The organism is Lentzea miocenica (assembly GCF_033949945.1).
Taxonomy (GTDB): domain Bacteria; phylum Actinomycetota; class Actinomycetes; order Mycobacteriales; family Pseudonocardiaceae; genus Lentzea; species Lentzea miocenica.
The window spans coordinates 45,709-70,002 of sequence record NZ_JAXAVW010000026.1 but is presented as its reverse complement, the minus strand read 5'-3'; the positions used below and the strand labels follow the sequence as shown (position 1 = coordinate 70,002).

At 67.4% G+C, this 24,294-nt stretch carries 27 protein-coding genes; 9 read left to right on the top strand and 18 right to left on the bottom strand.

Features of this window, described 5'->3' with window-relative positions:
• Positions 1–7: 7 nt before the first annotated feature.
• The 7 genes from SK803_RS29295 to SK803_RS29265 all read right to left on the bottom strand — a co-directional run bounded on the left by SK803_RS29295 (position 8) and on the right by SK803_RS29265 (position 7,091).
• Entirely contained in the window at positions 8–271 is a 264-nt protein-coding gene (locus SK803_RS29295) for a hypothetical protein (protein ID WP_319969356.1), read from the bottom strand.
• Between the two features lie 126 nt (positions 272–397).
• A complete protein-coding gene (locus SK803_RS29290) occupies positions 398–1,654 on the bottom strand; it encodes an ABC transporter substrate-binding protein (protein WP_319969355.1) in 1,257 nt (418 codons plus the stop codon).
• Between the two features lie 45 nt (positions 1,655–1,699).
• A complete protein-coding gene (locus SK803_RS29285; RefSeq protein ID WP_319969354.1) occupies positions 1,700–2,800 on the bottom strand; it encodes a branched-chain amino acid ABC transporter permease in 1,101 nt (366 codons plus the stop codon).
• Entirely contained in the window at positions 2,797–3,684 is an 888-nt protein-coding gene (locus tag SK803_RS29280) for a branched-chain amino acid ABC transporter permease (protein WP_319969353.1), read from the bottom strand. Before SK803_RS29280 ends, SK803_RS29285 begins: the two co-directional genes overlap by 4 nt.
• Entirely contained in the window at positions 3,677–5,542 is a 1,866-nt protein-coding gene (locus tag SK803_RS29275) for an AMP-dependent synthetase/ligase (RefSeq protein ID WP_319969352.1), read from the bottom strand. Before SK803_RS29275 ends, SK803_RS29280 begins: the two co-directional genes overlap by 8 nt.
• Complete coding sequence (locus SK803_RS29270) at positions 5,539–6,318, bottom strand: ABC transporter ATP-binding protein (protein ID WP_319969351.1); 780 nt, start codon at positions 6,316–6,318, stop codon at positions 5,539–5,541. The genes SK803_RS29275 and SK803_RS29270 overlap by 4 nt, the downstream gene beginning before the upstream one ends.
• The gene (locus SK803_RS29265) at positions 6,315–7,091 is read right to left on the bottom strand and encodes an ABC transporter ATP-binding protein (RefSeq protein WP_406601596.1); all 777 of its coding nucleotides are present in this window, start codon (positions 7,089–7,091) and stop codon (positions 6,315–6,317) included. Before SK803_RS29265 ends, SK803_RS29270 begins: the two co-directional genes overlap by 4 nt.
• A 219-nt stretch (positions 7,092–7,310) precedes the next feature.
• Between SK803_RS29265 and SK803_RS29260 the strand changes: the two genes are divergently transcribed.
• Genes SK803_RS29260 through SK803_RS29250 form a run of 3 tightly spaced genes read left to right on the top strand, consistent with a single transcriptional unit; the run spans position 7,311 to position 8,972 of the window.
• Positions 7,311–7,775, top strand: a complete 465-nt coding sequence (locus tag SK803_RS29260; RefSeq protein ID WP_319969349.1) for an SRPBCC family protein — start codon at positions 7,311–7,313, stop codon at positions 7,773–7,775.
• A gap of 12 nt (positions 7,776–7,787) precedes the next feature.
• Entirely contained in the window at positions 7,788–8,507 is a 720-nt protein-coding gene (locus SK803_RS29255; protein WP_319969348.1) for a SigB/SigF/SigG family RNA polymerase sigma factor, read from the top strand.
• 42 nt (positions 8,508–8,549) lie between these two features.
• A complete protein-coding gene (locus SK803_RS29250; protein WP_319969347.1) occupies positions 8,550–8,972 on the top strand; it encodes a DUF4383 domain-containing protein in 423 nt (140 codons plus the stop codon).
• Here the strand turns inward: SK803_RS29250 and SK803_RS29245 are convergent.
• Positions 8,959–9,885 carry a DNA topoisomerase IB gene (locus tag SK803_RS29245; protein ID WP_319969346.1) on the bottom strand — a complete coding sequence of 309 codons (927 nt, stop codon included), beginning with the start codon at positions 9,883–9,885 and terminating at the stop codon, positions 8,959–8,961. The genes SK803_RS29250 and SK803_RS29245 overlap by 14 nt on opposite strands.
• 49 nt (positions 9,886–9,934) lie before the next feature.
• On the opposite strand from SK803_RS29245, the gene SK803_RS29240 reads away from it, so the two are divergent.
• The 3 genes from SK803_RS29240 to SK803_RS29230 are packed head-to-tail and all read left to right on the top strand — an operon-like array spanning position 9,935 to position 12,155.
• Positions 9,935–11,002 carry a carboxylate-amine ligase gene (locus tag SK803_RS29240; RefSeq protein ID WP_319969345.1) on the top strand — a complete coding sequence of 356 codons (1,068 nt, stop codon included), beginning with the start codon at positions 9,935–9,937 and terminating at the stop codon, positions 11,000–11,002.
• 30 nt (positions 11,003–11,032) lie between these two features.
• Entirely contained in the window at positions 11,033–11,773 is a 741-nt protein-coding gene (locus tag SK803_RS29235) for an iron-containing redox enzyme family protein (protein ID WP_319969344.1), read from the top strand.
• A gap of 19 nt (positions 11,774–11,792) precedes the next feature.
• Positions 11,793–12,155 (top strand): STAS domain-containing protein, encoded by a 363-nt coding sequence (locus SK803_RS29230; RefSeq protein ID WP_319969343.1) that lies wholly within the window; start codon positions 11,793–11,795, stop codon positions 12,153–12,155.
• On the opposite strand, the gene SK803_RS29225 is transcribed toward SK803_RS29230, so the two are convergent.
• From SK803_RS29225 to SK803_RS29210, 4 genes are read right to left on the bottom strand one after another with little or no spacing between them, the layout of a single operon-like run.
• Entirely contained in the window at positions 12,143–13,303 is a 1,161-nt protein-coding gene (locus tag SK803_RS29225; protein ID WP_319969342.1) for a pentapeptide repeat-containing protein, read from the bottom strand. The genes SK803_RS29230 and SK803_RS29225 overlap by 13 nt on opposite strands.
• A gap of 31 nt (positions 13,304–13,334) precedes the next feature.
• Positions 13,335–14,021, bottom strand: coding sequence for an SDR family NAD(P)-dependent oxidoreductase (locus tag SK803_RS29220; RefSeq protein WP_319969341.1), 687 nt, complete (start codon positions 14,019–14,021; stop codon positions 13,335–13,337).
• Between the two features lie 41 nt (positions 14,022–14,062).
• Complete coding sequence (locus SK803_RS29215) at positions 14,063–14,491, bottom strand: nucleoside deaminase (RefSeq protein ID WP_319969424.1); 429 nt, start codon at positions 14,489–14,491, stop codon at positions 14,063–14,065.
• Between the two features lie 43 nt (positions 14,492–14,534).
• A complete protein-coding gene (locus SK803_RS29210; protein WP_319969340.1) occupies positions 14,535–16,859 on the bottom strand; it encodes an immune inhibitor A domain-containing protein in 2,325 nt (774 codons plus the stop codon).
• A gap of 154 nt (positions 16,860–17,013) precedes the next feature.
• On the opposite strand from SK803_RS29210, the gene SK803_RS29205 reads away from it, so the two are divergent.
• Positions 17,014–18,513 carry a S8 family peptidase gene (locus SK803_RS29205; RefSeq protein ID WP_319969339.1) on the top strand — a complete coding sequence of 500 codons (1,500 nt, stop codon included), beginning with the start codon at positions 17,014–17,016 and terminating at the stop codon, positions 18,511–18,513.
• Positions 18,514–18,593: 80 nt separating this feature from the next.
• Positions 18,594–20,072, top strand: coding sequence for an Nramp family divalent metal transporter (locus SK803_RS29200; protein WP_319969338.1), 1,479 nt, complete (start codon positions 18,594–18,596; stop codon positions 20,070–20,072).
• Here the strand turns inward: SK803_RS29200 and SK803_RS29195 are convergent.
• The 3 genes from SK803_RS29195 to SK803_RS29185 form a co-directional block, all read right to left on the bottom strand.
• The gene (locus SK803_RS29195; protein WP_319969337.1) at positions 20,044–20,250 is read right to left on the bottom strand and encodes a hypothetical protein; all 207 of its coding nucleotides are present in this window, start codon (positions 20,248–20,250) and stop codon (positions 20,044–20,046) included. The genes SK803_RS29200 and SK803_RS29195 overlap by 29 nt on opposite strands.
• 187 nt (positions 20,251–20,437) lie before the next feature.
• Entirely contained in the window at positions 20,438–20,953 is a 516-nt protein-coding gene (locus SK803_RS29190; protein ID WP_319969336.1) for a hypothetical protein, read from the bottom strand.
• Positions 20,950–21,279, bottom strand: coding sequence for a TfoX/Sxy family protein (locus SK803_RS29185; RefSeq protein WP_319969335.1), 330 nt, complete (start codon positions 21,277–21,279; stop codon positions 20,950–20,952). The genes SK803_RS29190 and SK803_RS29185 overlap by 4 nt, the downstream gene beginning before the upstream one ends.
• 86 nt (positions 21,280–21,365) lie before the next feature.
• Between SK803_RS29185 and SK803_RS29180 the strand changes: the two genes are divergently transcribed.
• A complete protein-coding gene (locus SK803_RS29180) occupies positions 21,366–21,638 on the top strand; it encodes a YggT family protein (RefSeq protein ID WP_319969334.1) in 273 nt (90 codons plus the stop codon).
• On the opposite strand, the gene SK803_RS29175 is transcribed toward SK803_RS29180, so the two are convergent.
• The 3 genes from SK803_RS29175 to SK803_RS29165 are packed head-to-tail and all read right to left on the bottom strand — an operon-like array spanning position 21,619 to position 24,213.
• The gene (locus SK803_RS29175; RefSeq protein WP_319969333.1) at positions 21,619–23,154 is read right to left on the bottom strand and encodes an FAD-binding oxidoreductase; all 1,536 of its coding nucleotides are present in this window, start codon (positions 23,152–23,154) and stop codon (positions 21,619–21,621) included. The two genes, SK803_RS29180 and SK803_RS29175, sit on opposite strands and share 20 nt — an antisense overlap.
• Positions 23,155–23,199: 45 nt before the next feature.
• A complete protein-coding gene (locus tag SK803_RS29170; RefSeq protein WP_319969332.1) occupies positions 23,200–23,370 on the bottom strand; it encodes a DUF397 domain-containing protein in 171 nt (56 codons plus the stop codon).
• A gap of 12 nt (positions 23,371–23,382) precedes the next feature.
• On the bottom strand, positions 23,383–24,213 hold the full coding sequence (locus SK803_RS29165; protein WP_319969331.1) for a helix-turn-helix domain-containing protein: 831 nt from the start codon (positions 24,211–24,213) through the stop codon (positions 23,383–23,385).
• Positions 24,214–24,294 lie beyond the last annotated feature (81 nt).

Sequence of the window (24,294 nt, the reverse complement as noted above, 5' to 3'; positions counted from 1 at the left end):
GCAGTGTCTACACAGGCAGGGGTCGCATCCGGTCCGGCATGTGCGCGCGGAGGGTGTCGTGCAACAGCGACACGTCGTCCGCGTCCAGCAGGACGGACCCGTTCTCACACGCCAGAACAGCCTCGCCGGTGCGCTGGTCGGGCACGTACCGCAACGCCACGCCCGGCACCGTGCACGACTCGGCCTGACGAATCGCGGTCAACAACTCCGACACCCGTTCGTACCCCAGCCGCGCGCTCCAGCGCAGCGCGGCCGGGGGACGAACGAACAACCGGAGGCCACCCGCAGCACGGCGAACTTCAACGCAAGTCAACACCGCTGCAACCTCCTAGCAAACTTCTCAAAGCGAGACTAGCCAGAAACCAGCGGCATCAGAGGTGCGTGTCACCCGTTCGGTTCATTGGTAGCAGGGCTTCTCGAACTTGAAATCTTTTGCCGTCGAACCGGTGAAGAAGTCCTCTACCAGCGTCACTCCGGTCGGGGCGGCGTCATCCGGGCGATAGATGAGTGTCTGACGGAACGCCGCGTCCTGCGCGGAAGCGGAGAAATTACCCGCACCCGAAGGGAGCATGCCCTCGTAGTCCACCGAGGTGAGCTGGCGCACAGCGGCGAGCAGACCGGCGCGCGTCAGGTCCTTGTTGGACGCCGCCTTCTCCAGCGCGGCCTTCAGCGGGTACGCCCACACCCAACCGGCGGTGTAGCCGTCGTTCGGCGTCACGCCCGGCAGCGCGGCACGCATCGCGGTGTGGCCGACGGACTCGGTGCCCCACGCCTTCCACGGCGCCGACTGCATGTACAGCGCCTTGATCGCGGGCGCGGCCGGCGACTTCAGCAGACCGGGGTTCCACGTCGGCGAGGTGCCGATGAACTTCCCCTTGTAGCCACGGGCCGCGGCCTGTCCGACGATCACGGCCGCGTCGGTCGGACCGGTCGTCAGCACCACCAGATCGGGCTTCTTCGACACCACGGCGTCGATCGCCCCGCCCTGGTTGTCCTGACCGCTCTGCGTGGTCACGTTCTCGAACGTGAGCCCGCGCTTCTCCGCGGCGTACTTCGCCCCGGCAGCGGCGTCGTCGCCGTAGTCACCGGCGAGGTGCACGGCCATCACGGACTTCACGCCCATCTTCTCGACGGCGTAGTCCACGGTGTTCATCGACTCGACGCAGTAGTTCGCGCCGGACTCCAGCACGACCTCCTCGAAGCCCCACAACGAGGTCCAGGACGCGGGCACCGACACCATCTGGGTGTTCTCGAGGTCCGGCAGGATCGCGACGGTCGTGGGAGAACCCAGCGTCTGGGTCAGCGCCAGGATGTTGCCCTTGATCTCCTGGTAGACCTGGTTGTGGATCTGCGGGTTGTACTTGTTGTCCTTGACGTACTTGGTGACGTCGACCTCGTAGCCGCCGATGCCGCCCTTGTCGTTGACGCGCTTCCAGAACGCCTTCTGCGCGTCCGTGATCGGCACGGCCAGCGTCTTGAACGGACCCTCGGTGAGGTCCGAGATGGTGCCCAGGTAGATGCAACCCTTGGACTTGTCGACGGCGTTGGGGCACGCCTCCTTGGTCACCCCGGCGTCGATCTTGATGCCGCCCGCACCCTCCTGCGGTGCCGCGCCGTCCCCGCCACGACAGGACGCAAGAGCCAGGGCTCCCACGAATATGACTGCCAATCTCTTACCAGACATGGGGATTCTCTCTCCTCAGTACGAGAACGGCCAGGTGCGCCAGTAGTTGCGGACGCGGACCCAGATGCCGAACAACCCGCGTGGCTCGACGATGAGGAACACGATGATGAGCACGCCGTAGAGCACGGCTTCCAGCTGGAAGACCGTGATCACCCCGGTCGCGTCACCACTGATGAACGGCAGCACCGCGGGCAGTTCCCTGGTGATGCGTGGCAGCAGTGTGATGAAGAGCGCGCCCATGATCGCCCCTGAGATGGTGCCCGCGCCGCCGATGAGCACCATCGCGATGTACTGCACTGACAACAGAAGACTGAACGAACCGGGATCGAAGAACCCGTTCATCACGAACAGCAACGAGCCCGCGACCCCCGCGTAGAACGAGGAGATCGCGAACGCCAGGACCTTGTACTTGGTCAGGTCCACGCCGATCACCGACGCGGCCAGGTCCCGGTCCCGCACCGCCGCGAACGCCCGCCCTACCCGCGAGCGCACCAGATTCCGTGCCAGCACACCGAAAATCACCAGCAGCAGGAACATCACGAGATACAACTGCTGCGGTGCCGTGAACAACGCGTTGTCCCGGTCCAGCCGCACCCCGAACAACTCGGGCACGGCAGCGGGCCGCCCGACACCGGGCCCGCCGGTCAGCGATGTCCACTCCCGGAACACGTGCTCTCCCAGGAAGACCAGTCCCAGCGTCACGATCGCGAGGTAGAGCCCCCGCAACCGCACCGCCACCGGCGCCACCAGGACGCCGAAGAACGCGGCCACCAGCCCCGAGGCCAGCATCCAGATCGGCAGCGACGTGATGCCGAACCCGATCACCCGCCCGGTCTCGGAGCCGCTCAGGGCCGCACCCGTGTACGCACCGATCGCCAGGAAGAACGCGTGCCCCAACGAAACCTGGCCCGCGAAACCCGTGACGATGTTCAACCCGATCGCGCCGATCGCCGCCACGAACCCGGTCGCGAGCAGCTGCAACAGGTCGTCGGTGATCATGAACGGCATCAGCAACGCGAGCACGACCAGCCCACCCGTCCACGCGCGTTTGGGACGCGTGTTCAGGAATCCCATGTCCTGCCGGTAGGAGGTGTAGAGCTCCGGACGACCCTTCACAGTCGTTCCACCTCCCGTTTGCCGAACAACCCGTACGGTCTGACCAGCAGCACGAGCAGCATCAACGCGTACGGCGCGACCAGCCCGAAGTTCGGCCCGAGCCACGGTGCGAAGTCACCCTGGTACGTCCCGAAAAGCGACTCGACGACGCCGACCGCGAGCCCGCCGACGACCGCGCCGCCCAACGACTCCAGGCCGCCCAGGATGATCGCGGGCAACGCCTTCAGCGCCACGATCCACAGCTGCTGGTCGACACCGGCGCCCGTCGCCACGAACACACCGGCCAGCGCCGCGAGCCCGCCGGCCAGCGCCCACGACAGCGCGAACACCGACCCGACCGAGATCCCCTGCGCCAGCGCGACTTCCTGGTCGTAGGCGACCGCCCTCATCGCGAGCCCGATCCGTGAATAACGGAAGAAGGCGAACAACGCGACCGTGACGACCGCGGTGGTCGCGATCATCACCAGATAACGCTGCTGCACCTCCGCACCCAGGAACGACACCGTGTTCAGGCCCCACGGATCGCCGACCTGCCGCACGTCCAGGCCGATGAACGCGTTCGTCACGACCCTGACCACGACATCAACACCGATCGTGATGATCGCGACCACGAACACCGGTTTGCCGACCATCGGCCGCAGCACCGTGCGTTCGACGCCCAGCGCCAGCACCGCGATCACCACCGCGGCCACCAGCACCGCCCCGACGAACGACACCGCGGGCGAGAGGTACGAGACCAGCACCGCGCCCGCCAGCATGAACGCCGGCTGCGCGAAGCTGATCACCTGCGTCGACTTGTAGATGATCACGAAGCCGAGCGCGAGCAACGCGTAAATGGACCCGGCGCCGAGACCCCGGATCAACGACTGGAGAAACTCATCCATACATGCTCTCCACGAGGTCGTCGAACATCTTGCCCAGCGCGGATCTCTTCACCTTCTGGGTCGCGGTCAGCTCGCCGTCCTCGTGGTCGAGCTCCTTGGGGAACATCCGGAACTTCTTGATCTGCTCGACCGTGGCGAACTTCCCGTTCACCTCGGTCACGATCTGCTGCACCAGCTCCAGGACCTCCGGCTTCTCCGACAGGTCCCGGTAGGTGGTGTAGGTGATCTTGCGTTGCTGCGCCCAGTGCCCGACCGTGTCGAGCTCGATGCCGATCAACGCCACCAGGTACGCCCGCTGGTCGCCGATCACCACGGCTTCCTTGATGTACGGGGAGGTCTTCAGCGCGTTCTCGAGCTCGGACGGCGCGATGTTCTTGCCGCCCGCGGTGATGATGATGTCCTTCATCCGGTCGGTGATCTTCACGTGCGTCTCGTCGACCCACTCGCCGACGTCACCGGTGTGCAGCCAGCCGTCGGACAGCACCCGTCGCGTGGACTCGGGGTCCTGCCAGTAGCCGGCGAACGTGCCGCCGTGCTTCGTGAGGATCTCGCCGGTCTCCTCGTCGATCCGCAGCTCGATGCCGGGCTGCGGTTCGCCGACCGTGCCGATCTTGACCCGGCCCGGCCGGTTTCCCGTTGCCACGGCGGTGTTCTCGGTCATGCCGTAGACCTCGTGCATCGGCACCCCAATGCCCATGAAGAACTTCAGCACGTCCGGTGCGATCGGCGCGGCACCGGACGCGGCGTACCGGACGTACCGCATGCCGATCCGGGCCTTCAGCGCGCGGAAGCAGAACAGCCAGCCCAGCGCGTAGATCAGCCTGCTCTTGCCGGTGTGCTTGCCACCGGTGTGCACCAGCGTTTCGCCGATGCCTTCCGCTCGGCGCAGCCAGAACCGGGTGACCGAGCGCTTGAGCCAGGACGCCGACGACACGCCGATCGTGACGCCCGCCAGCACCTTCTCCCAGATCCGCGGTACCCCGAACAGGATCGTCGGCTGCACCTCGCGCAGGTTCGCCTGCACCGTCTCGATGGACTCGGCGAAGTGCACCTGCACCCCGCTCGCCGCGCTGAACCACGTGGTGAAGATCCGTTCGGCGACGTGGCACAACGGCAGGTACGACAACGTGACGTCGGTGGAGGACGGTGGCGGCGAAGTGAAACCACCGCCCTCCACCAGCACGTGGACGGCGAACTCGACGTTCGCCACGGTGAGCATCGCGCCCTTGGGCGGCCCGGTGGTGCCGGACGTGTAGATCAACGTCATCACGTCGTCCTGCTCAGTTCGCGCCATCCGCTCGGCCAGCTCGTCGCCGTGCTGGTCCCGGTGCCGCGCGCCCAGTGCCAGGAAGTCGTCCCAGGCCATGAGCTTCGGGTTGTCGTAGCGCCCTTTGATGCCACGCGGTTCGAGATAGACGATCCATTCGAGGTCAGGCGTGTCCTCCAGCACGAGCAACGCCTTGTCGACCTGTTCCTGGTCCTCCGCGATGAGGATTCGCGCGCCGGAGTGGGACAGGAGGTACGCGACCTCGGACGCCGGGTTCGTCGGGTACAGCCCGACCGTGATGCCGCGGGCCGCGACGATCCCGAGGTCGGCGTAGAGCCACTCGCGCCGGTTCTCGGAGTGGATCGCCACCCGGTCGCCCGGCTGCAGTCCCAACGCCAGCAGCGCGTCGCCGACCAGTTCGACGTTCGCCCAGTAACAGGCCCACGAGACTTCCTGCCAGATGCCGAAGTCCTTGGCCCGCAGCGCGATCTGATCGGGCGTGTCGGCCGCCCGGTTCTTCACCCTCGTGACGACGGTCGTGATCATCTTGGGTGTGGTCGTCCCAGCTGTGGTCGTCTCAGGTGTGGTCATGAGGCCACGCTCCGGTGTTGCTCGCCGAGGTAGGCGCGGATGACGTCGGGATCCTGCTGCACTTCAGCAGGGGTGCCGGTGCGGATCGGGCGGCCGAAGTCCATGACCATCACGCGGTCGGCGAGGTCCATGACGAGACCCATGTCGTGCTCGACCATGATCATGGGGATGTTGAGTTCCTCGCGGACGTCGAGGATGTACCGGGCCATGTCCTCGGTCTCCTCGACGTTCATGCCCGCGACGGGCTCGTCGAGCAGCAGCAGCTTCGGCTCCATCGCGAGCGCCCTGCCGAGCTCGACGCGCTTCTGCACGCCGTAGGGCAGCAGCCCGACCGGGTACCGGCGCCACTGCTCCAGTTCCAGGAAGTCGATCACGTTCTCGACCGCGGCCCGGTTCCTGAGTTCGTCGTTGCGGGCCTTGCCGAGCCAGAAGAACGCGCTCAGAGCGCCGTAGTTCATGTGGTTGTGGCGCCCGAGCATCAGGTTGTCCACGACGGTGAGGTGCGAGAACAGCTCGATGTTCTGGAACGTGCGGGCCATGCCCCGCGCCGCGATCCGGTGCGGGCGCATGCCCAGGAGGTTCTGCTCGTGGAACCGCACGGTGCCCTGCTGCGGCCGGTAGACGCCGCTCAGGACGTTGAAGATGGACGTCTTGCCGGCGCCGTTCGGCCCGATGATGGCGAACAGCTCGCCTTCCTCGACGCTGAACGACACCCCGTCGACGGCCACGACCCCGTCGAACGCGAGCCTGACGTCGGTGACTTCCAGAACGCTCACGACAGCCACCGCTTCCTGCGCTTGTAGTGCTTGACCGCACGGAACGAGGAGGTGCCGAGGCCGAGGTAGAACTCGCGGATGTCGTCGTCGGCGAGAAGTGCCGCCGCGGGCTTGTCCATGACGACCTTGCCGGTCTCCAGCACGTACCCGTGGTCGGCGATGGAGAGCGCCATGCTGGCGTTCTGCTCGACCAGCAGGACCGTGGTGCCCTGTTCGTTGATCTTCACGACGAGGTCGCGGATCTGCTGCACGAGCAGCGGCGCGAGGCCGAGGCTCGGTTCGTCCAGCAGCAGGTAGGAGGGTTCGGACATGAGCGCCCTGCCGATCGAGAGCATCTGCTGCTCGCCCCCGGACAGGTAGCCGGCGCTCTGTCTTCGCCGTTCCTCCAGCCGCGGGAAGAGCTCGTAGCAGCGTTCGAGGTTGCTCTTGAGGCGCTTGGGGCGGGCGTGACCGCCGACCTTGAGGTTCTCCTCGACGGTGAGCTCGGCGAGGATCCTCCGGCCTTCCAGCGCCTGTTTGATGCCCCTGTCGGCGATTTTCGCCGGTGAGAGGCGGTGGATCGGTTCACCGTCGAGCGTGATCGAGCCCTTGGTGACCTTGCCGTCGTGCACGTCGAGGAGCCCGCTGAAGGCCCTCATCAGCGTCGTTTTCCCTGCTCCGTTGGCTCCGAGCAGGGCCACGACCTTGCCCTGGGGCACCTTGAGGCTCACGCCTCGGAGCACCAGCATCACGTCGTCGTAGACAACCTCAAGGTTGTTCGCCTCGAGCACCAGCGCCTCCTAGGGGCCCCTGACATACCGAGCAGTATGCCCGCGCTATGACTTGGATCACAGACGGTTTGCCCACTACGGGCGATTTCGTGATGCGCAGATCGCAATTGGTCCAGCACTCTCCGTGTCCGTCCAGAGTGGACTGGTGACCGATGTGTAACAGGTCGTGACGCGGGTACTCACTCTTCGAACGGTTAGAGATGAAAACGAGGAGGAGGTTTCGTGACCACCATTGAGAAGTCGGTGGACGTCCAAGTGCCCGTGAGCACGGCGTACAACCAGTGGACCCAATTCGAATCCTTCCCGGCGTTCATGGACGGCGTCGAGAAGATCGACCAGGTCACGCCGACCAGGACGCACTGGACCACGAAGATCGGCGGGGTCGTCCGCGAGTTCGACGCGGAGATCACCGAGCAGCACCCGGACGAGCGCGTCGCGTGGACCACGGTCGACGGACCGCCGCAGGGTGGCGTGGTCACCTTCCACCGGCTCGACAACGAGACGACTCGGGTGCACCTCCAGATGGAGTACGATCCCGAGACCCTGACCGAGAAGGCCGGTGCGGCGCTCGGCGTCGTCGGCCACCGGGTCGAAGGCGACCTGAAGCGGTTCAAGGAGTTCATCGAGAACCGCGGCGTCGAGACGGGCGCTTGGCGTGGCGACGTCACGCCGCCGCCCCAGGTCTGATCGCGGTGCGCGTTGACGCCCGACCAGCACTCGGCGTTCGAGGAACTCGGACGCACCTCACGTGACTCGTCGCGCTATTACGCGTTGCGGGACCGCTTGGTGCGCGAGTACCTCCCGCTTGCCCGGCACATCGCCCGCCGCTTCAGTGAACGCGGCGAGCCGATGGAAGACCTCGCCCAAGTGGCGGCCGTAGGGCTGATCAACGCCATCGACCGGTTCGACGTGGGCCGGCAGACGGACTTCCTGTCGTTTGCCGTGCCCACGATCACCGGCGAGGTCCGGCGGCACTTCCGCGACCAGTGCTGGGCCGTGCGGGTGCCGCGCAGGTTGAAAGAGCTGTGTGACTCCATCGACGGCGCGACCGCCGAGCTGTCGCACAAGTCCGGGCGATCTCCCACTCCCTCCGAGATCGCCCGGCACCTGGGGCTGAGCCTGCAGGAGGTCTACGAAGGCCTGCGGGTGGAGAAGAACGTGGCGTTCGCGTCCCTCGACTCCCTGGAGAGTTCGACGGTCGACGACCCCGCCCTGGAAGGCGTCGAGATCCACGAGGCCCTTCAGCCGATGCTGAAGGGTCTCCCTCGGCGTGAGCGGACCATCGTGGTGCTGCGGTTCTTCGGCCGGCTGACCCAGACGGAGATCGCGCGCCGCGTCGGGATCTCCCAGATGCACGTCTCGCGGTTGTTGACCAAGTCGCTGGAGCAGTTGCGACACGATCTGCTGGCTGAAGACTGAAATGAGCGAGCGGGAATGTCCGGTTTTCGCGATACTGGCCGCATGAACCGGTTGCGGTGGCCCCAGAAGCTGGCGATCGGCACTGGCGCCCTGCTCGTGCTCTGGGGGGTCGCCGGGTTTCTCGTGACCGGCTTGTCGTCGTTCGCCGGTGAGTCCGACACGTGGGTGCTCGGGCTGCGCGTCAATCCGTTGCAGAACACGCTGCACCTGGTGTTCGGTGCCGCGTTGTTGCTCGCGGTACCGCGCTTGAAGGCGTTGAGCGACGTCGGCCTGCTGACCGCGGTGTCCTTCCTGGTGATCTTCGGGCTCGGCCTGGCCCGGTACGACGACCAGGTCGTCAACTTCCTGAACGTGAACCCCGGTAGCAACGCGCTGCACCTGTTCGCCGGCTTCGCCGCACTGGCGGCGGCCCAGGGTGCCGCCTGGTGCCGCCAGTGCGACAAGGCCGCGCTCAGGACCGTGTGAGCAGCTTCCGCACCGCCCGTTCCGGCTCGCCGTCGCCGATGACCTCACCGCGTTCGAACGCTTCCGTCAGGCGAGGGTCCACGTAGGACTTCCGCGCGACGGCCGGCGTGTTGCCCAGGTCTTCCGCCACCTCCTTCATCACCGCGCTGACCGCTCGTTTCGAGGGCTTGCCGCGGTCGTGGAGGGCGCGGGCGAACGCCTGGGCGGCGCGGACCGTGGCGTGCCAGGTTCGCAGATCCTTCGCGCTGAACTCGTCGCCCACCAGCTCGCGGAACCGTTCGTTGATGTCGTCGGCGGTGAGGTCCTCGTAGAGCCGGCAGTCCGGAGTCCGGTTCCCGAGCAGGGTCCTGACGGCTCGTGCGAGTTTCGCGTCGGCGATCTCCTCGTCGACCTCGACGCCGTGCTTGGCGGGAAAGCGGAACCTGACCCGGTCGCCGCGCACGCTGAGGTGTTCGCAGAGCAGCGTGGCGACGCCGTGAGTGCCGTTGTCCTCGGCGTACTCCTCGTGGCCGACGCGGAAGACGCCCAGGTCGAGCATGCGCAGGGCGATGGCGAGCAATCGCTTGCGGCCGCGTGACCTCATGTCCGCCTCGATCTGCGCGCGGAACTTCCCGAGCCGCGGGGCGAGCTCGAGCACGCGGTCGAACTTCTCCGCGTCCCGATTGGTGCGCCACTGCTCGTGGTAGAGGTACTGGCGGCGGCCCGCGTCGTCGTACCCGACCGCCTGGATGTGGCCGTTGGGGTGCGGGGAGATCCAGACTTCGCGCCACGCGGGTGGGATGACCAGGGCTTTCACCCTTTCGACGTCCTTCGCGGTGAGGGACCGGCCGTCGGCGTCCAGGTACCGGAAGCCCTTGCCGTGCTTCACCCGCGTCCAGCCGGGCGACGACGGGGAACTGCGGCGGAGTCTCATCTGGCCACCTCGTGGTTGATCAGCACGAAAGGCGGGTACCCGCTCGCCGATGAATGACTACACGGTCGGTGTGGAACAGGAGTTCCTCCTCGTTGACCCCGAGTCGCGGCGGCCGGTAGCGCTGGCGCCCCGAGTCCGGGAGCTGTCCCACGCGCCTGGTGACCTCGACGTCCAGGGCGAGCTGACGCCGTTCCAGATCGAGATCGCCACCGGCGTCACCTCTTCTTTCGAGGAGCTGTCCGAACAGGTCCTGCGCGGCCGGCGGGTGCTCGTGGACGCCGCCGACTCCGCCGGGTGCCGGCTCGTGGCGACGGGCATGCCGCCGATCGGCGAGGCAGGCCCTCCCCCCGGATCGGATGACCCCAGATATCACCAGATCGAGTACTCCCACCGCAGGCTCGTGATCGGGCAGGGTGCCTGCGGGCTGCACGTGCACGTCGGTGTTTCGTCGAAGGCGGAAGCCTTGCTCGCGTCCAACAAACTGCGGGCGTGGCTGCCGACGTTGCTCGCGATCAGCGCGAACTCCCCGATCTACGAAGGAGAAGACACCGGTTACGCGAGCTGGCGGTCGATGGTGTGGTCGCGCTGGCCGGTGAGCGGGCCGCCGCCGTCGTGGGACGGCCCCGAGCACTACGACCGGACCGTCGAGTCGATCATCGCGACGCAGGCCTTGCTGGACAGGGCGATGGTGTACTGGGACGTGCGCCCGTCGGCCGATCATCCGACGGTTGAAGTGCGCGTCGCGGACATTCCGCAACTGGCAACGGAAGTCGCGGTTCTCGCGGAACTGATCCGAGCCCTCGTCGTGACGGAACCCTCCGAACAGCGGGTGGACGATTCCGTGCTGCGAGCGGCATATTGGCGGGCGTCGCGCGACGGGGTCGACGGACTGGCCGCCGATCCACACACCGGAAAACTCTCCCCCGCGTTCGACCGGGCAATGACGTTGGTCGAGCACGTCGAGGTCGCCCTGCGCGATCGCGACACTCTGTCTACTGTGGAGCAGCACATGGACTGGTTGCGCCACAACGGCTGTGGTGCCGCTCGGCAACGACGCTGCCCGGACCCCGAGTCCCTTGTGGACATGCTGATCGCCCGAACGCGTGAGGAAACCTGACTGATGCGCCTCCCTGCACCCCGCGGCCACATGAGCGCCGCTCTGGTCGCCGCACTCCGTCTGCCACCGCAGCCGCGACCGGCGCTGCTCGCCAGTGGAGGAACCAGGGACGCGTGGCAGGACGACGACCTGCAGCTGTCGTTGTGGATCTGCTACGAACTGCGGACGCGCGGCTTCGAGGACGCCGACCCGGCCTGGGAGGACAACGCGTTCCTGGCCCAGTTCCACCTGGCCCTGGAAGCCCGCTGGGAGGCAGGCCTGCGGTCGCTGACCGAGTCGACCCACCCCGCCACGCTGTCCGACGAGGGCCTCGCCGAACTGCGCAAGCACCAAGCCTTCTGGCAACCGCGCCGCGAGATGCGCTCAGTGCTGCGCGACATCCACGGCGACGCCTACGGCGCCCGGTCCGAACGCACCCACTCGGTGCTGTTCACCGTGACGTTGCGCGACCTGGACTGCTCCAGCGTCGACGAAATGCCCGCCCCCACCCTGGCCCTGGCGAACGCCCTGTCGCTGTTCGGCCTCCACCAGCGCCTGGTGGGAGCCCTCGTCGGCTTCCTGACCGCCGTCGACACGATCGGCGGCGACCCGTTCGCGCAGCTGTTGCCGGTCCAATGCCCACCGGACGACATCCGCCTGGGCTTCACCGTGTGCCACGAACTCCACGCCCGCCTCACCCACCACGTCCACGCGGCGATCGCCCAGGGCCGCACCTCGCTGAGGGGCCGCTGGCTCGTCCCACAGGGTGGTCGCGTTAACGTGGGATGCTGAAGCTTTGAAGGGAGACAGCGTGCCTGACCCCACCGCTCTGGCATCCGTGGTCGTAGACCGGATCGCACCCGACGTCGTCGTGCTGCACGTGTCCGGCGAGCTCGACACGACCTCCAGCAGCGAGCTGACCACACCGCTGGACAGCCACGTGGTGTCGTCCAACCGTGCCGTCGTCGTCGACCTCGCCGGCGTGAAGTTCCTGGGCTCCGCCGGGCTGGAGGCCCTCGTGCTCGGGCAGCAGCGTGCCTCCAAGTCCGAGGTCGAGTTCGTCGTGGTCGCTTCCACGCGGGCTGCTCTGCGGCCCATCGAGGCGACCGGGCTGGACTCGGTGTTCACGATCCTGGGGTCGGTGGACGAGGCGGTGCAGCGCTACAAGTCCTGAGTGAGGTGGGTCCATTCGCCGCTGCGGACTGCATGGTCCTCGCCGAGGAAACTGATCTCCCAGCCCTCCGGCCACTCCGAGTTCATGGTTCCCGGGTTGACCAGGACCTGTGCGTCCTCGAAACCGGCGCGGTCGGCGAACGACTCGCCGTCGAACGTCGCCGCGGCGAACGACGTGGTGCCGCTGAACGAAGCCCTGCTGAAGTCGACTTCGAGGAACGACACCCCCGCGAACACCGCCGAACCCGCGAACGAGGCGTCGGCGAACCACGTCCTGCCTCCGAACGCCGCCCCTGCGAAATGTGCATCATGCTCAAACGCCGCCTCGGCGAAGGACACCGAACCGGTGAACGACGTCCTGTTGAACGACGCGAGCCCGGCGTACTCCGCTGACAACCGCGCGTTTCCGAGGAAGGTCGCCTGGTCGAACCTGGCCGAGGCGAAGCGAAAGCCGTTCACGTCGAAGTCGACGAGCACTGCTCCGCTCAGGTCGATGTGGTGCACTCCCCAGCAGTCCTCACCGGGCCCCAGGCGATCGGCGAGGATCCGCTGGGCGGTGAGCCGCACGTCCAGCTCCAGCCGCGCCTCCACCAGCGCGGCTGAGGCACCTGGGCCGCGCGGAGCCTGGATGCTCGTCCTGATCCGCGAGTTCCGCAGGAGCGGCCGCCGCACGCCACCTGTTTTGATGGTCCGGTCTGATGGCGGGGTGTACGGCATGCGCAGGTAGGCGCACAGGACCTTGATGATGGTCCGCCGGGTCTCCTCCTCCTGCTGACCCAACCGCTCCAGCGCGTACAGACCGCCCAGCCGAACGGGAGCCTTGGCGTCACCGAGCTGCTGCACGGCTTTCGAATACAGCTCGGTGATCCGCCGTGCTCCGTTGTCCGCGTTCGTATCCGCCTGAGCCTCTTCCTGGGTGCGTTGCCTGCGCGTCGCCAGGTAGAGCGTGAACAGGCCACCGCCGCCCAGCGCGATGCCGGACGCCACCTTCACCACGTCGAGCTGCGCGGCCGTCCGCTTCTCCGGATCGGTCCAGCTCTGCTTGCTCACCCACAGCCACAACGCCACCAGCACCGCGCCCGTGAGCAGCAGAATCGCCGCAGAGACCAACGGCATGGTCCACGGTGACATCGGCTTCTTGGCCTTCATGCCCTACAGGTCGCGCGGCGCGCCGCAAGTGCTACCAGGGCAGCGTGCCCTGAGCGTCGAAATACCCACCGGTCGGCCCGTCCGGCCCGACCTGCGCCATCCGCACGATGATCTCGGCACCCTGCTCCACGGTCTGCCGCCCAGTCCTCTGGTTCAAGTCAGTAGCCGTGAACCCCGGCTCGACCGCGTTGATCCGCATCGCCGGGAACGCCTTCGCGTACTGCACCGTCACCATGTTGACCGCGGCCTTCGACACCGGGTAGGCAACCCCGGGATACCCGCTACCAGCCGCGGCAGTGGCCAGCGAGGCCAGGCGGCTGCTGACGTTCACCACAACCGGCGCGGCCGAGCGCTCCAACAACGGCAGAAATGCGTGCAGAACGCGGACCATCCCGAACAGGTTGACCTCGAACGTCTCCCGCATCAGGTCGGCGGTGACCTCACCGGCCCCGACCACGCCCTCGTCAGTCCACTCCGGAGCGATACCCGCGTTGTTGACCAGCACGTCCAACGACCCCACGGCCTCAGCCGCCGTGGCCACCGACGAGTCGGACGTGACGTCGAGCTGGACGGGCCGCGCGCCGATCGAAGAGGCGGCCGCCTGGCCGAGCGACAGGTCGCGGCTGCCCAGCCACACGGTGTGGCCGGCGAGGACGAGCTGGCGGGCGGTCTCCAGGCCGAGGCCCTTGTTCGCGCCGGTGATCAGCACAGAAGCCATGCGTCCACGCTACGACCTGGAGCGCGATCCAGGGCAGAGCATCAATCCTGGCCGATGTCCTCGTACCAGAGTTCGGGGTGCTCCGAGATGAACGACGTCATCAGCTGGACCAGCGCGGGATCGTCCACGACGGTGATGCCGACGCCGTGTTCGGCGAGCCAGTCGTGGCCGCCGTAGAACGTCGCCGCCTCGCCGATCAGCACGTTGGAAATGCCGAACTGGCGGACCAGGCCGCTGCAGTACCAGCACGGCGAGAGGGTCGTGACCATCGTGGTGCCGCGGTAGCCGCGCTGGCGGCCGGCGTTGCGGAAGGCCGAGGTCTCCGCGTGCATGGAGGCGTCGCCGTCCTGCACGCGGCGGTTGTGGCCCCGGCCCAGCAGACGGCCGTCGCCGTCGAAGAGCGCCGCGCCGATGGGGATCCCGCCCTCGGCGAGTCCCATGCGCGCCTCTTCGACGGCGACGGCCAGCATGTCTGCAGCAGCGGTCACTGACCAAGCCTACCCGGAAGGGCATTCAGGCAGTCTTGAACAACTTCACCGTCATCGACGTGCCGGACTGCCGGACAACGCGAAGACCGACGCCGACGGCGGGCAGCTTCACCCCTGCGTTGGGCTGTTCCGCGTACCAGTACTGCTTCGTGTCGTCGAACGTCGGCTGGGCCGCCGCGCCGCGGACGTAAGAAGCCTTGCCGTTGACGTGCAACGTGAAGGAGTCCGACTTCTGCAGCGAGAACGGCGCGTCGTAACCGCTGACGGTCGCCGACCAGCGCTGGCCCTCCAGGTTGTAGAGGGGTGCCGGGTTGGCGTCGATCGGCAGGATCAGGCCCTCACCGGGGTGTTCGCTGACGTTGTTGTCGAGCAGCGAGGTGTTCCACAGCGACACGAGCAGGCCGTCCTGGTACGGGAAGTGCTCCACGTAGTCGGGCTTGTCCGGGAAGCTGTAGCGGTAGGGGCCGGTCTTGTTGTACTTGCCGTACGACTCGTAGGTCCGGTTCGACGCGATGTAGAACTGGTCGAACGTCTTCGTTTCCTTGCCCTCGGTCGTGCGGAACCCACGCGTGGCCCACACGCCGGCGGTCTCACCGCCGTCCGTCAGCACCGGGGCGCCATCGGCGGTCACGGTGATCGAGTCGGCGAAGAAGCCTTGCAGCGCAAGGGCCCCGTCGGTGCGGTAGGCGAGACGCAGCTTGGTGTTCTTGCCGGCGTACGCGTCCAGCGGAACGGTGAGGTCGACCCACTGGCCACCGGACGACGCGCTCAGAGCGGGCGCGTCGGCCGAGTCGCGCTGGAAGGGTGCGCCGTTCGCCACGCCGTCGAGCTGGGTCCAGCTGCCGTCCTCATTGGACGCTTCGACGTAGAGGTAGTCGTAGTCGACCTCGATGTCGTAGCGGGCCTTCAACGACAGCGACGCCGACGTCTTGCCGCGCAGGTCCAGCGGGACCGTCATGGAGTTGTCGAGGTCGTTGCCCTTCTCGCTCCACCACATCTTGCTGCCCGCGAAGGGGGTGCCGTAGTCGAACGACTTGGAGATGTCCGGCAGCACCACGACGAGCCCCTGGGCCTTCGCCGAGTTGTACTCGTGCGGGCCGAGTTCGAAGACGCGTTCCTGGCCGGCGACCGCGACCTCGTAGTCGAGCCAGCCGAGCTGCAGCTTGTCCCACGCGGAGAACTCGTTGGCGCGCTCGCCCGGCGCCTCGCCGGGTGCGTTCACCCGGTTCTGGGCCATGATCGACCACCAGTTGACGCCGTTCGTGCCGCCCGCGGTGTCGTAGTGGTCCGGCAGACCGAGGTCGTGGCCGAACTCGTGCGCGAACACGCTGACGCCGCCGTTCTCGGGCTGCACGGTGTAGTCGCCGACCCAGATGCCGGTGTCACCGATCTGCGCGCCACCGAGCTTGTTGGTGCCAGGGCCGGTCGCGTAGTTCTTGAACGCGTACCCGCGGTGGCTCCAGAGCGCGTCCTCGCCCTGCAACGGGTCGCCGTCGGCCTGGTCACCACCGGCGTGCACGATCTGGAAGTGGTCGATGTAGCCGTCGGCCTCGTTGAAGTCACCGTCGGCGTCGTAGTCGTAGCGGTCCCACTGGTCGTACTCGGCCAGCGCCGCCTTGATCTGCGCGGTGGTCTTGCCCGCGGCCTTCTGGTCGGCGACCCACTGCGTGACCGCGTCCTTGATCAGCTCACGCGAGTTGTTGCAGATGTTGTCGCCGCACGGGTAACCGTTGCTGCGGCCGTAGCGGGCCTCGTTGTACTGGACCTTCACCCAGTCCGTGACGGTGCCGTTGACCGTGTACCGCCCGGAGGACTGCTTGTCGTAGAAGTTCGCGACGGAGTTGGCGTCCTTCTTGCGGGAGAAGTACAGGTCCTGGAAGTACTGCCGGCTGAAGTCCGGGTGCCAGATCGTCGTGTTGTCGACGGCCCTGTCGGGCTCGGGGATCTGGTTGTGCACCGGCCCGTCGAACCGCTGCGGGCCCGGCGTGTTCGGGTTCGTGTCGCGGTCCGGGTAGTCCGGGTGCCGCTCGTTGCCGAACTCCGCGAGGATCACGAAGATCTTGTCGGTCTTCTCGCGCTTGAGCTCGACGTACTGGTCCTTGTTCTGCTTCTTGCCGACCTTCGCGACGGTGCTGGTACCGCGCTTCTCGGTCTTCGCCTCGCCGGTCAGCACCTCGGCCAAGGCCTGCTGCTTCAACGCACGGCGCTTGATCTCCAGCTCGTGGGGCTGCTCGTCGGACTGCTGCTTCACCTGCGGATCCGGCTGCTGCGCCGGTACCGCGACGGCGGGCGTGACCAGGCCCGCCGTGATGAGCGCGAGCGCCGCTGCTCCCGCCAATGCTCTTCGCACGTTCGTTCCCCTCTCGGAATACCGAGCGGACGCTACGTAGCGGATCGGTCACTCGACACGTCCGAAAGTCGGTTTCCCCCCCGGGTGAGCCTTTCGGGCGCCGACTGTTCGGCGTATAACCGTCTGCGGGTCGGGGCTGATCCAGGGAGTCCACATGAGACGTCTCCTCACGGCCGCCGCCGCCCTGGTGCTGATCACCTGGGGCGTTGCCGCGACGGCCGCCCCTGCGGCGCCGTCCGGATACCTCGTCGGCAGCGCGTCACCGCTGACCGCCACCCAGGTCGACCAGCTCAAGGCCGCCGGTGCCCAGGTGCACGTGGCGTACCGCAACTTCGGCGGTGCGGCCGCCGCCATTCCGAGCTCGAAGGTCGCGGCGGTGCGCGCGCTGCCGTTCGTGACCTCGGTGAGCGCGGACCCGATCCGCAAGCTCGCCGCCCTCTCGGACCCGGCCGCGGCGCCGTTGCCGAACGATCCGTACTGGCACGACCAGATGAACCTGGAGAACGTGTCCCAGACCGGAACAGGCGTGTGGGTGGCCGTGCTCGACTCCGGCTTCTACCCGAACTGGCGTGACTACTTCGTCGAGAGCGACATCCTCACCGACAAGGCCCGTGCGTTCGTGGGTGTCCTGGGCAACCCCAACGCCAACCAGTGGGACTCGGGCAGCGATCCGCACGGCATGGCGGTCTCCGCGACGATCACCGGGCACCGCTTCGCCGACGACACCGACGAGGGCGGCTGGGGCACCGGCTACGCGACCGGTTCACCGGGTACTCGCTGGATCCCCGGCGTGGCGCCGGGAGCCAAGGTCATCCCGGTCAAGGTGTGCGAGCCGATCGGCTGTTTCGGCAGCGCCATCAACGCCGGTGTCGACTACGTGACGTCGCTCAAGAAGGCCAACCCGCGCCAGCCGATCGTGATCAACGAGTCGCTCGGCGGCGCAGGCCTCGACGCCGTCGAGAAGGCGGCGCTGGACGCGGCGGTCAAGGCGGGTGTCGTGGTGGTCGCGTCGGCGGGCAACGAGGGTGACGCGGGCATGGGCTTCCCCGCCGCGTACGAGCCGGTCGTGTCGGTGGGCGCGGGCGGCTGGACCCGGCAGTGGAGCGACTACCCCGACAAGACGTGGTGGCTGGACGACGTGCCGGAGACCGGTGTGTCCGAGGTGTACGTGACCGGGTTCTCCTCACGCCAGAAGGCGGGCCAGTACCTCGACGTCGTATCCGAGGGCCGGTACCTGCTGCTGCCGTACCCGTGTGCCCAGCTCTACAAGGACGGCCAGGTCGCGTCGTCGACGAACGTCCGCACGTGCGCGTCGAAGGCGACCCCGGACAACGCTTCCGCCTCGCCGTTCCAGTACCTCTTCATGAGCGGCACCAGTTTCTCCGGCCCCGCGGTGGCCGGTGTGGTAGCGCTGATGCTGGAACGCAACCCCGGACTGTCCAACGCGGACGCTCAGTTCGGCACGCTGACCGATCCCGCGTCGTGGGGTCCGGGCGAGCTGGAACGCCGGCTGGAAGCGTCGGCGACGCCTCTCGCGCCCGGCTCGGTGACCGTGACGCACCGGACCGGCGGTCCACTGGTCGAGACATGGGGCGCGGACGCCATCGGGCACGGCTGGGTGTTCGCGGACGACGCGGTGAACGCGGCCGGCTGAACTGTTGACCGATCGCCTGGCACGTCGGGAGAGTAGGAGGTTCCGTTCCCCGACGTGTCGGGAGGTCGACAGTGTCGTCGATGCAAATCGGAGTCAGCAGGCCGCCGCTGGACGTAGCCGACCTGCCAGAACCCGAGGACGTCTTCAAAGTTCGCAGACTGGGCCCGCTGCAGGTGGTCCAGTTCGTCATCGGCCCGAGCCTGATCGCGCTCGGCATCTCGATCGGCAGCGGCGAGTGGCTGCTCGGCCCGCAGGCGGTCGGCAAGTTCGGTTTCGTCGGCATCGGCTGGGTGATCACGGTGTCGGCGTTGCTGCAGACGTTCTACAACGTGGAGATCGCCCGCTACGTCGTGGCGACGGGCGAGTCACCGGTCGTCGGCTGGGGACGCGTGCCACCCGGCTGGAAGTTCTGGGTCCCGGTCTCGCTGGCGGTGTTCTACTTCGCCTTCATCTTCGGCGGCTGGGCGGCGGGCGCCGGACAGGGACTGTTCGCGTTGATCGCGGGCCGCGGCTACCGGCCCGACGAGATCGAGTACGTGCGGCTGCTAGCGATCGGGCTGCTCGTGGTGGTCTTCCTGATCACCGCGGCCGCCCGCAAGGTGTCCCGTGCCCTGGAACTGACGAACTGGGTGCTCGTCGGCACGCTGCTGCTGGTCCTGATCGTCGTGACGGTCGCGATCGTGCCGTTCTCCGGGTGGTCGGAGGGAGTTCGCGGCCTCGTGACCCCGGCCGCGCCACCCGCGGGCATCACGGCGACGCAGCTGGGCGGCCTCGCCGGGTTCACCGCGCTGGCGTCCGGGCTGAACTGGTACGCGATGAGCCACTACCGCGACAAGGGTTACGGCATGGGGCACCGCGTCGGGTTCATCTCAGGCATGCGCGGCGGCAAGCAGGAGCTGCGCCCGGTAGGCGTGACCTTTGTGGACACCCCGGCGAACGCGTCGCTGTGGAAGCGCTGGTACCGGCTGCTGCTGATCGACCAGTGGGCGGTGTTCTTCGTCGGCGCGATGCTCGGCATGCTGCTGCCGACCGTGCTGATGGCACACATCGTCGCGGTGACCGGCCAGCAGCCCACGGCGGCGAACGTGCCGACGTTCTCGGCCGAGCAGCTGGGATTGCTGTACGGCCAGGGCATGTTCTACCTGATGCTGGTGGTGGGTGTGCTGGTGCTGTTCTCCACGCAGCTCGGCATCTTCGAGGCCCTGGTGCGCAACTTCACCGACGCCGCGCACGCCGTCTCACCCCGGCTGCGCAAGCGGATCGAGGACGACCCGCGCCGCTTCTACTACCCGTTCATGCTGCTGGTGCTGGTGATCATCGCCGGCGCGCTGCACCTCGCGCTGCCGGTGGAACTCGTGCAGATCTCGGCGAACATGTCGAACCTGGGCGCGCTGATGTTCCCGTTCGCGTTGATGTACCTGAACTCCCGGCTACCGCGGCCGGCCCGGCCGTCTTGGTGGCACTACGTGATTCTGTCGTTGAACGTGGCGTTCTTCGGGTTCTTCTTCGTGAACTTCGTCTACGAGTTCTTCACGGGAGGTCCGCTGGTGCGGTTCTGACCCACACCTCGGCGGACGCGATGTCGTAGCCGTCGGCGCCGACGCTGTTGAAGCCGTCCGCCAGGAACAGATCCATCACCGGCTGGCTGACGACGAGATCAGTGCCGTTGTCGGCGAGCCCGAGGTCGTCCACCCCGGGCTCGCCGTGCACCTTGAGCCACACCAGGTCCGGCAGCACGCCGGCTGCGTGGTGACGATGCAGTCACCGAGCCAGTCGGCCACTTCGTAGTGCACCCGCGTGACGACGTCCGTCGTGCGATCGATCTCGAACTCGTCGCCCCAGCCGCCCGCGACCTCGGGCTCGATCAGGTGGTACGTCATGCCGCACCCTGGAACGGGAGGCCCGCTGGGGTGCGGTGCTGAGGTCAGCGACGGCTGAAGTGCTCGATGTCCCCGAGCGCGTTCTCGGCGGCTCCGCCGATGTCGGGGTCGTCGAGCAGTTCTCGCAGGCGTGGGACGACCTCGGGCAGCACCTCGCCGTCGAGCCGGCCGACGTGTCCCAGGCAGGTGACGGCGAGCTGACGCAGTTCGGGGTGGCACGTGTGGTCGAGCAGAAGCCGTTGCAGCTGCTCGCGGTCCGGCTCGTGGTGGACCAGGCCGAGCATGGCCCGCGACGCCGCGATGCTGTCCGCGCCCAGCTCCTCGTGCCAGCGCACGACCCATTCCGCGATGACCACCTCGGACGAGCGCTCGATCCACTCGGCGAGGTCCCCGGTCACGGCGGCCCAACCGCCACCCTCCACGCGGATGATCACTTCGTCGTTCACCACGCCCACGAGCGGGTCACCGTCACACTCGAACACCACTCCGCCCAACGCCGAGGTCTCGGTGACGTACCGGTAGTTGTCCATCGCGGCGCGAACGCGATCCAGGAGCGTCATTTCGGCGGCAGCGCTTCCACGAACTCGCGGCACCGCGCGATCCAGTCGTCCAGCGCTGTGTCCTCCGACACCGCGCCGCCGTCGACCACCACCCAGCCGTTCATCGGCCGGCCGGTGAAGTCGAAGACGCGCGCGCCCGGCTGGGCCAGCGCGTCGGCCTGCGCCTCGGGACCGACGCGTGCGATCAGGTCGGGGCCCAGCACGCCTACCAGCATGTTTCCGTTCCACATGAACACCAGGCTGCCGAACATCTTCTTCGTGCCGATGCCCGGTAGTGCTCCCAATGCGTCGCCCAGGCGGTGCGCCAGGCCTTCGTCGTACGCCACACCCTGAATACTGTCTCAGCGAGTTGCCAGGCGCCTCTCAGATTCGTGTGGCTTCATGGACGTACAGGACATATGAGGAGGCCATCTTGTTCGGCGTTGTCGGCTTCGTGCTCGGGTGGCTCTTGACGTTGTTCATCCTCGTGATGATCGGCCGGATGATCGTGGACTGGGCGGTCACGTTCCAGGCGCGGGGTGACTGGGTGTGGAAGGTGCGCCGGGTGACCCACGGCCTCACCGAGCCAGTGCTGGCGCCGGTGCGCAAGGTGCTGCCGCCGCTGCGGTTCGGCGGGTTCGGGCTGGACCTGGCGTTCACGGTCGTGTTCATCGCGGCACTGATCCTCAGGTCGATCGTGTGGTGAGGACACCGGGGTTGAGCAGGCCCTGAGGGTCGAGCGCGGCCTTGGCGCCGGACAGCGCCGCGCCGAAGACGTCCGGACGTTGCCGCGTGTACCAGGGCATGTGGTCGCGGCCGACGGCGTGGTGGTGGGTGATCGTGCCGCCCGATGAGATCAACGCCTCGGACACCGCGGCCTTGATCTCGTCCCACTGCGCGGTGAGGCTGCCCCACCGGCCGGGCGCGTAGATGCCGTAGTAGGGCGCGGGGCCGTCCGGGTAGACGTGGGTGAAGCGGCACGTGACGACGCCGATGCCGCACACCTCCCGCAACGCCTTGGTCGCCGCCTCCACAACGGACGCGTGCAGTTCGGGGAACCGGTCCCAGGTGCACGCCGTCTCGAACGTCTCGGTGATCATCCCGTGCTGCGCCATCGCGTCACGTTGGTAAGGCATGCGCAGGAACGACTTCCGCCACTGTTGCGCCGCACCCTCCACGACCTCGCCCGCGCCGCAGAACTCCAACGCCCGCGCGAGTTTCCCGTCGACCGGGTGATCGGCGGACTCGAACGCCAGCACCAGCACGGCCTGTGCGGAACCGGCGTTGAGGAACGCCTCCGCCGGGTCCAGCAAACGGCAGTTCGCCGGATACAACCCGGACTGCGCGATCAACCGTGTCGCCTCAACGGCCCGCTCCCACGACGCGAACCGCACCGAGGCCCCAGCGCGATGGACCGGCGGCGACTGCAACCTCATCCACGCCTCGGTGATCACCCCCAACGTGCCTTCGGAACCCAGGAAAAAGCGATCCGGCGACGGCCCCGCCCCTGAGCCCGGCAACCGCCGCGACTCGCTGATCCCTTGTGGTGTAACGACCCTGAGCGACTCGGTCAGGTCGTCGATGTGCGTGCAGAGCGTGGCGTAGTGGCCGCCGGCGCGGGTAGCGAGCCAGCCGCCGAGCGTCGAGAACTCGAACGACTGCGGGAAGTGCCGCAGCGTCAGGTCGTGCTGCTTCAACTGAGCTTCCAGCGACGGCCCCAGCACTCCCGCCTGGATGCGCGCGGCCCGGCTGACCGGATCGACCTCCAGCACCTGGTCCAGCGCCAAGAGGTCCAGCGTCACCACCCGCTCGAGGTCACGCGGCTCCACCCCGCCCACGACGGAAGTGCCGCCGCCGAACGGAATCACCGCGACGTCGTGCGACCCGCACCAGTCCAGCACGTCGACCACGTCCTGCTCAGTGCGCGGCCGGGCAACGGCATCCGGCAACGACCCGACGTCCCCGGCGAGGTTGCGCGTGACATCGCGGTAAGCCTGACCGCGCGCGTGACTGAGCCGATCGATCAGGCCGGTCGAGTAGAGGTCACCAGGCGGCTGGACGCGGGACTCCGGCACCTCCAGCGAGGCCGGGTCCGGCGGCGAGTGGAACGTCAGGTCCGCGTCCGGCAGCACCGCCCGGACCCGGTCGACCAGCGCACGGCGTTCATCGGGGGTGACGGCGTCCTCGACGTTGCCCCAGCCCCACCACGACCTCGTTGTCATGACGAGCAACCATAAGCGAAACGCCGACGTTCCGGTATGCCTCGACTACGCGCGGCCGAACTGATCTCCCTTGGTGGCGTCGAGGAACGCCTCCCAGCCCGCCGGGGACACCGGGAGGTGTGGCGCAGTGGGCGCCTTGCTGTCACGGACACCCACTCCCGCACCGATCTCCACGCAGTTGTTGCCGTCAGGGCTGTAGCTGCTCTTGCGCCACATGGCGTGGCCTCCTCAGGAGACGATGTCGGTGATCAGACTCCTCGATTCTTCCTCATCCAGAGCCACACCCGCCAAGGACTTGAGGACCTCCGAGTAGAGATCGACCGACGCGTGGTCCTCCATGAAGAGGCCGGAGTTCATCGTGTCCGTGTACACGACCGGCGAGATCTTCTTGAACTTCATCAGGCTGAACTCACCCATGGTTCCGGCGTGCGCGCCGATCCGCGTCGGAACCACCCGAATCGAGACGTACGGCCGCACCGACAACCTCAGCAGGTGGTGAAGCTGGTCCCGCCACACGGTTTCGCCGCCGACAGGTAGCAGCAACGCCTGTTCGTGCACGTAAAAGAAGAACTTGCGTCCCGGCTCCAGAATCCGCTGCCTACCGACTCGCGCCTCCACACGCTTGTCGATGTCCTTGGGGTCTGCTTTCGGCCAGACCTCGAACAGCGGCCGGATGTAGTCGGGAATCTGCAACAGGCCAGGCACCAGTGTCAGGTGCCAGCTGTGGATCTCGCTCGCCACGGTCTCGTGCTCGATCAGCGTCCGCATCTTGACCGGCAGCAAGCCCTTGTAGTGCTGCCACCAGCCCTTCTCCCGCGACACCTTCAACAGCGCCATGAGGTGGTCGAACTCCTCCTCCGGCACACGGCAAAGACCCAGCAGCCGGGCGAAGTCGATCTCGTTGACCCCGCCCTTCCCCGTCAACAGGTCCGAGAGCTTCTGCGGATCCCATCCCAACAGTTCCGCAATGGCGCGGTGCGACATTCCGGTCGAGTCGACAACAGCGCGAACCGCCGCACCAAACTCGCGGCCGCGCACGGTGGAAGTTCTAGCTGGCATGCGCACGAAGGTAAGCCGAATTCCGCCGCGACCAACACGGTTTTGGTTCAGGTCCAACCGAAAAGGCGGTCGTTGGAAGGC

Bases quoted from the DNA above. Each gene is read 5' to 3' on its own strand.
- SK803_RS29280 (WP_319969353.1), bottom strand. From the start codon at position 3,684: ATGGATGAGTTTCTCCAGTCGTTGATCCGGGGTCTCGGCGCCGGGTCC.
- SK803_RS29275 (WP_319969352.1), bottom strand. From the start codon at position 5,542: ATGACCACACCTGAGACGACCACAGCTGGGACGACCACACCCAAGATG.
- SK803_RS29250 (WP_319969347.1), top strand. From the start codon at position 8,550: ATGAACCGGTTGCGGTGGCCCCAGAAGCTGGCGATCGGCACTGGCGCC.
- SK803_RS29245 (WP_319969346.1), bottom strand. From the start codon at position 9,885: ATGAGACTCCGCCGCAGTTCCCCGTCGTCGCCCGGCTGGACGCGGGTG.
- SK803_RS29240 (WP_319969345.1), top strand. From the start codon at position 9,935: ATGAATGACTACACGGTCGGTGTGGAACAGGAGTTCCTCCTCGTTGAC.
- SK803_RS29235 (WP_319969344.1), top strand. From the start codon at position 11,033: ATGAGCGCCGCTCTGGTCGCCGCACTCCGTCTGCCACCGCAGCCGCGA.
- SK803_RS29225 (WP_319969342.1), bottom strand. From the start codon at position 13,303: ATGAAGGCCAAGAAGCCGATGTCACCGTGGACCATGCCGTTGGTCTCT.
- SK803_RS29220 (WP_319969341.1), bottom strand. From the start codon at position 14,021: ATGGCTTCTGTGCTGATCACCGGCGCGAACAAGGGCCTCGGCCTGGAG.
- SK803_RS29215 (WP_319969424.1), bottom strand. From the start codon at position 14,491: ATGCTGGCCGTCGCCGTCGAAGAGGCGCGCATGGGACTCGCCGAGGGC.
- SK803_RS29205 (WP_319969339.1), top strand. From the start codon at position 17,014: ATGAGACGTCTCCTCACGGCCGCCGCCGCCCTGGTGCTGATCACCTGG.
- SK803_RS29200 (WP_319969338.1), top strand. From the start codon at position 18,594: ATGCAAATCGGAGTCAGCAGGCCGCCGCTGGACGTAGCCGACCTGCCA.
- SK803_RS29190 (WP_319969336.1), bottom strand. From the start codon at position 20,953: ATGACGCTCCTGGATCGCGTTCGCGCCGCGATGGACAACTACCGGTAC.
- SK803_RS29175 (WP_319969333.1), bottom strand. From the start codon at position 23,154: ATGACAACGAGGTCGTGGTGGGGCTGGGGCAACGTCGAGGACGCCGTC.
- SK803_RS29170 (WP_319969332.1), bottom strand. From the start codon at position 23,370: ATGTGGCGCAAGAGCAGCTACAGCCCTGACGGCAACAACTGCGTGGAG.
- SK803_RS29165 (WP_319969331.1), bottom strand. From the start codon at position 24,213: ATGCCAGCTAGAACTTCCACCGTGCGCGGCCGCGAGTTTGGTGCGGCG.